Raw genomic sequence first — 6,539 nt, forward strand, 5'->3', positions numbered from 1 at the left:
CTGAGCCCGTCGAAGGGACCGGAACCACACACCCCACGTCCCCGTTCCACCCGGAGAAACACCCATGAGCGACACCGCCACCCGCGTCCTCTCCCTCGAGGACGAGCTCCTCGACCTGCTCGGCCCCGCCGCCGTCAGCACCGAACCGCGCGTCCGCGAGCGCGCCAGCGTCGACGGATCGCCGATGTCGCCGATCATCGCCGCGCAGCTCCCGCTCGGGTTGGCCGATCTCGTCGTCTTCGCCGCCGACGCCGAACAGATCGCCACGGCCGTGGCCGCGGCATCCCGTCACGGGGTCCCGATCACCGTGCGGGGCAAGGGCACGGGCAACTACGGCCAGGCCATTCCGATGCAGGGCGGCCTCGTCATCGACACCACGCGCGCCAAGGCCATCGTCGAGGTCGGCGACGGCTTCATCACCGCCGAGGCGGGCACCCCCATGGTGCTGCTCGAGCAGGCCGCGTGGGCCAGCGGGCAGGCGCTCTGGATGTACCCCTCGACCGCGCAGTCCACGATCGGAGGCTTCCTCTCGGGCGGCTCCGGCGGCACCGGCTCGATCGCCTACGGCTCCAACGACCGCGGCTTCGTCGCCGCCCTCGACGTCGTGCACGCCGACGGCAGCGCCGAGATCCACCACGTCGAGGGCGACGAGGCCCAGAAGTACGTGCACAACTACGGCACCGCGGGCGTGATCGTCCGCGCGACCGTCCGCCTCGAGCCGCTGCGCGAGTGGCGCGGGCTCTGGGCGAGCTTCCCCGACTTCGCCGGCACGCTCTCGGTGGTGCAGACCATCGGGAACCTCGACCCCTCGCCACGCCTCGTGTCGGGCGACGGGCCCGAGATCTCGGCATCCCTCCCCAGCGACGAGGCCATCCCCGAGGGGCGCTCGAGCCTTCGGGTGATCCTGGATGCCGCCCAGATCGACACCGTGACCGCGATCATCGAGGGCGCCGGCGGGCGCGTCGAAGCGGTGCGCGAGGGGCCGCAGGCGAGCATCCGCCTGTCGATGCTCAGCTACAACCACCCGATCGAGTGGTACCAGAAGAGCCAGCCGCACGAGGTCTTCCACCTCGAGGTCGCGGGAGCTCCCCTCGCCGAGGACATCGAAGCCGTCGAGGGCGTGTTCGCCGGCGGCAAGCTGCACATCGAGTCGACGAAGGCGTTCCCGATCGGCATGCTGGCCGCCCCCTACGTCAGCGAAGAGGACGTGTACCGCGGCATCGCCGAGCTCAATGCGATCGGCGTCGGCGTCCACAACCCGCACCAGTGGAACGTCGACTTCAACGTCGAGCAGACCGTCGAGACGGCCCGGGTGACCGACCCGAACGGGCTGCTGAACCCCGGCAAGCTCAACCCCGACTACACCGGTGCGCGCAAGGGAGCGATCATCTCATGACCCGTCTGCTCGCCGAGCTCAGCGGCCCCGCCGCCGCCGAAGCCCTTACCTCGACCTCCATCGTCGTGCTCCCCACGGGCGCGATCGAGCACCATGGTCCGCACCTCCCCTTGGCGACGGATGCGATCGTGGCCGAGGCCTCGGCGACCGCCGCCGTCGCGCGGGCCGCGGCCCAGGGCCTCGACGTCTGGCAGCTGCCGACCCTGTCGATCACGAAGTCGGACGAGCACTCCTGGGCTCCCGGGACGCTGTGGCTCACGCCCGAGACGATGATGCAGACGATCGTCGACATCGGCCGGTCGCTTCTGACCACGCGCGCCCGCACCCTCGTGTTCCTCAACGGGCACGGCGGCAACGTCGCGCTACTGAACGTCGCGAACCGCGAGCTGCGCCGCCGCTTCGGCCTGCGCACGTTCTTCATGCCCGCCGCGCGCGTGCCCTCGTTCGACGGCACCGACGGCGGCCCCGACGAGCACGGCACCGGCATCCACGCCGGCCACGGCGAGACGAGCATGATCATGCACCTGCGGCCCGAGCTCGTCGACGCGTCGAAATTCGAAGCGACGGTGCCGGCGCACATCGGCGACTTCCGGCACATCGGCTTCAACGGCAAACCCGTGACCTTCGGCTGGCTGTCGAACGACTTCGGTCCCACGGGCGTGCTCGGCGACCCCACGGGGGCGAACGCGGCGCACGGCGCGCAGCTGTTCGAGGAAAGCGTGTCGTTCGTGGTCGAGGCCCTCGAGGAGATCAGCCGATTCGACTACACGGCGTGAGCGCCGTGACGCCGAACGCGATGGGCTCGGCGGCGCGCGCGTGAGCGCCGCCGCCGAGACGCGTCAGGGGGTTCGCGCCTACGGGCAGGTGCTGCGCCTGCCCGGGGCGCGGAGCTTCGTCGCCGCGGGCATCCTGGCCCGTTTCCCGCGCGCGACCCTGTCGCTCGGCATCATCCTTCTGGTGTCGGCGGTGACCGGGAGCTTCGCCTCCGCGGGACTCGTCGTCGCGCCGCTGGTCGGCGGCATGGCAGTCGCGGCGCCGCTCTGGTCGTCGCGCATGGATCGGCACGGCCAGGCGCGGGTGATCCTGGTGTCTCTCGGATGCCTCGTGCTCGCGGCATCCGGATTCCTCGCCCTCGTGCTCGCGGGGGCACCGTTCTGGACGTGGCTCGTCGCCGCGTTCGTGACGGGCGCCTCGACTCCCGATCTGACCTCGGCCGTGCGCGCGCGGTGGACCGTGCTGGCCCCGGAGTCGCAGCGCACCGCGGCTCTGGCGCTCGAGACGATCGCGGACCAGATGGTGTTCATCGCCGGACCGCCCGCGATCACCGCGGTCGCCGCCGCGATCGATCCCGCCGTGGCGATGCTCGGCTCGCTCGGGCTCGGGGTGGTCGGCGGCGTGTGGCTCGCGTCACAGCGGGCGACGCAGCCCGTCGCGACCCCGCGTGGGCCTCGTCGCGGTCTCGTGCTCCCGCCCGCCGGGGTGATCCCGGTGGCGATCGCGTGCATCGCCCTCGGCGGGGTCTTCGGCGCGTTCGACGTCAGCCTCGTCGGCTGGGCCGAGCTCAGCGAACGGCCGTGGCTCGCGGGCCCGGCGTTCAGCGCCTTGGCGGTGGCGATCGCCATCGGCTCGGTCATCACGGGCGCGCGCGCATGGAAGCTGTCGCCCGCCGCTCGATACATCGGCTTCGCGGCGCTGGCCGCCGTCGTCGCCGCGGGCCTGCCCGTGGCGCAGGGCTCGGCGCCCGTGCTGTTCGGCGTGATCCTGCTGCTGGGCCTCGCGGTGTCGCCGGTGATGGTGTCCGGCATCCTGGTCGCGTCCGCGCGGGCACCCGAGGGGCGTGTGACCGAGACGCTCGCCTACCCGACCGCCGCGATGTCGCTCGGCGTGCCGATCGGCGGGGTGATCGCGGGAGCGGCCCTGGATGCCACGGGCCCGGCGACTGCCCTGGTCACGATCGCGGTGTCGCTGGCTCTCGCGGCGGCGATCGCCGCGGTGGGTGAGGCGTTGTTGCGGGCACGGCGGCGGTAGGGGGCGGAGGCTTCGACGGGCTCAGCCACCGTGCACGACCGAGACCCCCTGCCGCCACCGAGGTCCCTGAGCCTGTCGAAGGGACCGGACAAGCGCGGCGAGGAACGCGCGACGCGTAGCGTGGTCTTCGTGGAGCCCGAGACCGAGGAACGGCGAGCGCGCTTGGCGCACTGGAGCTGGCAGGAACGGTCGCTGGCGCCCACGACACCGCCGCGGCTCGAGGACGGTCGTCGGCTCATCCGCGTGTTCCCCGAGTGGATCAGCGGCCTCCCCCTCTGGGAGAACTACACGGACAACTACCCGTTCGAGCGCGACGCCCTGCCCCTCTCGTCCGAGCTGCAGGACCGGCTCGTGGCGTGGAACGACCACTGGCAGAACCGGGACCTCGAAGAGGAGGTGCCCGACCTCGACCGGTGGATCGCCGAGGGCCGGGAACTCGTCGCCCGGCTCCGCGACGAGCTGGGTGACATCGCCGACGTGCGGGCCGAGTTCGGCCTGTGAAGCGCGAGTCCTCTTTCGGTGAGTGTCCAAAACACCCGGGAAGGTGCCGCGACACGTCCGGGTGTCTTGGACACTCAAGTTGAGGGAAGCCGGCGCGGGCGGGGGCCGCGGGGCTAGAGGATGACGCCGAACTCGTCAGCCAGGGCGGGCAGCTGCGTGTGCAGGACCTCGGATGCCTCGACCGCGAGCGGGTTCGTCGAGACGCCGTTCTCGTTCACGAGCTTGCCCCCGACGTACACCTGCTTCAGGTTGCGCGTGCCGCACGCGAGCACGTAGCTGCGCACGGGGTTCCACAGCGGACCGATGTCGGGGGTGCGCGGGTCGACCACCACGAAGTCGGCGAACTTGCCGACCTCGAGGCTGCCGACGCGGTCGTCGACGCCCATGATCTCGGCGCCGCCCAGGGTGTGCAGGCGCAGGACCCGCTCGGGCATCATCGACAGCGGGTCGTGGGTGCGTGCGCGCTGCATGAACATGCCCATGCGCATGTTCTGCCACGGGTCGGCGACGTCGGTGCACGCCTGGTCGTCCAGGCCCATGCCGACCTTCATGCCGAGGTCGAGCATCTCGGGCACATGCGCGATGCCGGACGCGAGACGCCCGTTCGACGCGGGCTGCCACGACATGCTCGCGCCGCCGGCAGCGGCATCCGCGATGATCTCGGGCGTCGTCTGGATGAAGTGCCCGAACATCATGCCCGGCCGCAGGGCTCCGGCGTTCTTGTACAGCTGGAACTTCGTCTGCTGGTGCTCGATCGCCTCGTACGTCTCGAGGAAGTGCGCCTGGTTGGTAACGCCGAAGCGGTCCATGACCGCGACCTCGATCTCAGCGGCATCCGGCCGAGTCGACCACTGCACCTGCCCCATGATCGACGCGCCGAGCGCGATGTCGGGGTCCATGGCCAGGACGTGATCGAGGGATGCCTCGAACCGGGCGAAGATCTCGTCGTCGGTGCCGACGGTGGCGTCGAGTGCGATGGAGTCGACGAAGCGGAGCCCGGCGTCATGGCATCCGTCGGCCTGTCGGGTGTGCCAGGCGTGATCGCGAAGCTGTCCGCCGCCGTCGGCGCGCTTGCCGTCGACCATGGGCTCCCAGGGCAGGAGCGGGTCGGTGAAGTTGTACGCCGTGGTCACGCCGTTGGCGAGGAAGTCGAGCGAACCGTGCAGGGTCGCCCAGTAGATCTGGTCGGGCGAGGCGTTGTTGAGCACGCTGAACATCGAGGTGCACCAGCCGTAGAGCGTCTGGTCGACGCCGAGACCGCGCGAGCCGCTCGTGAAGAGGTGGCTGTGGGAGGAGACGAATCCCGGGGCGACGAACTTGCCGTCGACGTCGAGGACCTCGTCCGCGGAGACATCCGGGGCAGGGTCACCGGCACCGATCGCGGAGATGCGTCCGTCTTCGACGAGCATGTAGCCGCGCTCGATGTATCCGGGGTCGTCGGTGCCCGCGGGGACGGTGATGAGGCGTGCGTTGGTGACCAGGAGCGACATGTTGATGACGGTAACAATCGCGTGTTTCCGCGGTGTTCCAAGCGTGCGGCGGAGCGTTTGCGTGACGGTTTCGTCGCGCCGCGTCCCAATATGTGCGGCTCGGCACCCCTGGGACTGCACAAAGTGGGACACGGTGCAGCCAACGCGGGTCGGCTCAGCGGCCGTGAGCACCGGTGGCTCTCCATGTCCCAAAATGTGCGGCTCAGCACCCCTGGGGCTGCACAAAGTGGGACACGGTCCAGCCGACGCGAGTCGGCTCAGCGGCCGTGAGCACTAGTGGCCTCTCCATGTCCCAATATGTGCGGCCCAGCACCCCCGGGGCTGCACAAAGTGGGACACGGTCCAGCCGACGCGAGTCGGCTCAGCGGCCGTGAGCACCGGTGGCCTCTCCGTGTCCCAAAATGTGCGGCTCAGCACCCCTGGGACTGCACAAAGTGGGACACGGTCCAGCCGACGCCGAACGCGCGCGGCGGCGCATCGCCCTACGCGCGCCGCAGATCAGGCGAAGGCGCGACGCACCGCGGGCGCGATCGCCTCGAGGACCTCGTCGCGCGCGGGCGTCGACGGGAACACCAGGAACAGGTGCGGCACACCCTCGCGCCGCACGAACTCGACGGGCACTCCGGATGCCGCCAACCGCCCGGCGTACTCCTCGGCCTCGTCCGAAAGCGGGTCGACGCCCGCCGCGACGATCACCGCCGGCGCCGACCCATCGACGACGGCGGCGCGCAGCGGCGCCGCCTCGACGGGCACCGCGCCCGCGGCATCCTGCACGTACAGCCCCCAGTACCACTGCATGCCCTTCGCGGTCAGCGGCAGGTTCTCGGTGTGCGCGCGGTAGCTGGGGCGCTCGGGGTCGGGGGCGTCGAGCACGGGGCACAGCAGCACCTGGACCCGGATGCCGGGAGCCCGACCCTCGCGCGAGCGCAGAGCGAGCGCGGCGGCGAGGTTGCCCCCCGCGCTGTGCCCGGCGACCCCGAGCAGCGCGGGGTCGATCAGCCCTTCGGCCCCCGAGGCGGCGAAACGCAACGCCCGCTCGCAGTCGTCGAGCCCGGCGGGGAAGGGATGCTCGGGCGCAAGCCGGTAGTCGACGCTCAGCACCTGGGTCCCCGTCGCGGCGGCGA

6 protein-coding genes are annotated in these 6,539 nt (G+C 71.2%); 4 read left to right on the forward strand and 2 right to left on the reverse strand.

All coding sequences use genetic code 11. From position 1 onward, the window contains the following. Positions 1-64 precede the first annotated feature (64 nt). From P2P98_RS09130 to P2P98_RS09145, 4 genes are all read left to right on the forward strand, one after another. Complete coding sequence (locus P2P98_RS09130; RefSeq protein ID WP_275799350.1) at positions 65-1,396, forward strand: FAD-binding oxidoreductase; 1,332 nt, start codon at positions 65-67, stop codon at positions 1,394-1,396. Continuing rightward, positions 1,393-2,172, forward strand: a complete 780-nt coding sequence (locus P2P98_RS09135; protein ID WP_275799351.1) for a creatininase family protein — start codon at positions 1,393-1,395, stop codon at positions 2,170-2,172. Before P2P98_RS09130 ends, P2P98_RS09135 begins: the two co-directional genes overlap by 4 nt. 40 nt (positions 2,173-2,212) lie before the next feature. Then, on the forward strand, positions 2,213-3,424 hold the full coding sequence (locus P2P98_RS09140) for an MFS transporter (protein ID WP_275799352.1): 1,212 nt from the start codon (positions 2,213-2,215) through the stop codon (positions 3,422-3,424). A gap of 129 nt (positions 3,425-3,553) precedes the next feature. Continuing rightward, positions 3,554-3,925, forward strand: a complete 372-nt coding sequence (locus P2P98_RS09145; protein ID WP_275799353.1) for a hypothetical protein — start codon at positions 3,554-3,556, stop codon at positions 3,923-3,925. Positions 3,926-4,038: 113 nt separating this feature from the next. On the opposite strand, the gene P2P98_RS09150 is transcribed toward P2P98_RS09145, so the two are convergent. Together P2P98_RS09150 and P2P98_RS09155 are read right to left on the reverse strand one after the other, a co-directional pair. After that, entirely contained in the window at positions 4,039-5,415 is a 1,377-nt protein-coding gene (locus P2P98_RS09150) for an amidohydrolase family protein (RefSeq protein ID WP_275799355.1), read from the reverse strand. A 498-nt stretch (positions 5,416-5,913) separates the two neighbouring features. Further along, on the reverse strand, positions 5,914-6,539 hold a 626-nt coding region (locus tag P2P98_RS09155; protein ID WP_275799356.1), incomplete at its 5' end, for an alpha/beta hydrolase.

This window comes from Microbacterium sp. Kw_RZR3, assembly GCF_029222405.1.
GTDB lineage: Bacteria > Actinomycetota > Actinomycetes > Actinomycetales > Microbacteriaceae > Microbacterium.

Excerpts from the sequence above, each read along its gene's own strand:
- P2P98_RS09130 (WP_275799350.1), top strand. The coding sequence starts at position 65 with ATGAGCGACACCGCCACCCGCGTCCTCTCCCTCGAGGACGAGCTCCTC.
- P2P98_RS09135 (WP_275799351.1), top strand. The coding sequence starts at position 1,393 with ATGACCCGTCTGCTCGCCGAGCTCAGCGGCCCCGCCGCCGCCGAAGCC.
- P2P98_RS09150 (WP_275799355.1), bottom strand. The coding sequence starts at position 5,415 with ATGTCGCTCCTGGTCACCAACGCACGCCTCATCACCGTCCCCGCGGGC.